The organism is Ensifer sp. GW101-20A05, assembly GCF_059424735.1.
Map to the genome: position 1 here is coordinate 1 of NZ_JBWKZT010000056.1, position 733 is coordinate 733.

Annotated in this window: 1 pseudogene; it reads left to right on the plus strand. The window is 58.5% G+C overall.

Going from position 1 to position 733, the window contains the following annotated elements:
- Window positions 1-69: 69 nt before the first annotated feature.
- Window positions 70-733: pseudogene (locus AC070A_RS34630) on the plus strand (transposase); the annotation flags it as partial.

Sequence of the window (733 nt, forward strand, 5' to 3'; positions counted from 1 at the left end):
CTGTAATGGCCCCATAAATCCCCGGACATGATCTCCCACTTGTTAAGTGTGAGGAGTAATGTCCCCATTATGAGTAGTCACAACCCGAAGATAGAAGTGCTGTCCGGCCCTGAGCGCCGCCGTCGCTGGTCGACGGCCGAGAAGCTCGCCATCGTTCAGGAGACGTATGAAGGGGATGCGACGGTCAGCATCGTCGCGCGGCGTCACGGCATCCAGCCGAACCAGTTGTTCAATTGGCGCAAGCTTGCAGCGCAGGGAGCGTTCACCGCAACCGCATCGCAGGAAGACGTCGTTCCGGCATCCGAATATCGAGCCCTTCAGAACCAGGTCAAGGAACTGCAGCGCCTGTTGGGCAAGAAGACGATGGAAGGCGAAATCCTCAAGGAAGCGCTTGAGATCGCCACCGGCCCAAAAAAACACCTGTTGCGCTCGCTGTCATTGCCGAAGGGCAGTTCGCGATGACGGCGGTGTGCGAGACTTTGGGTGTCGCCCGATCAAACATTGCAGAGCGCGTGAAGCAAATCCCTTCCAAAGCCCGTGGGCGACCGCCGCTTGCTGATCAGGGCCTGGTGGATGAGATCAAAACGATCATCGCCGATATGCCGACCTACGGCTATCGCCGGGTTCACGCCATTCTGCGCCGAAACGCCAGCAACGATGGCCGTTCCTGGCCAAACGTCAAACGCGTCTATCGGGTGATGAAGGTGCACGACCTGCTCCTTCAGCGCCATAC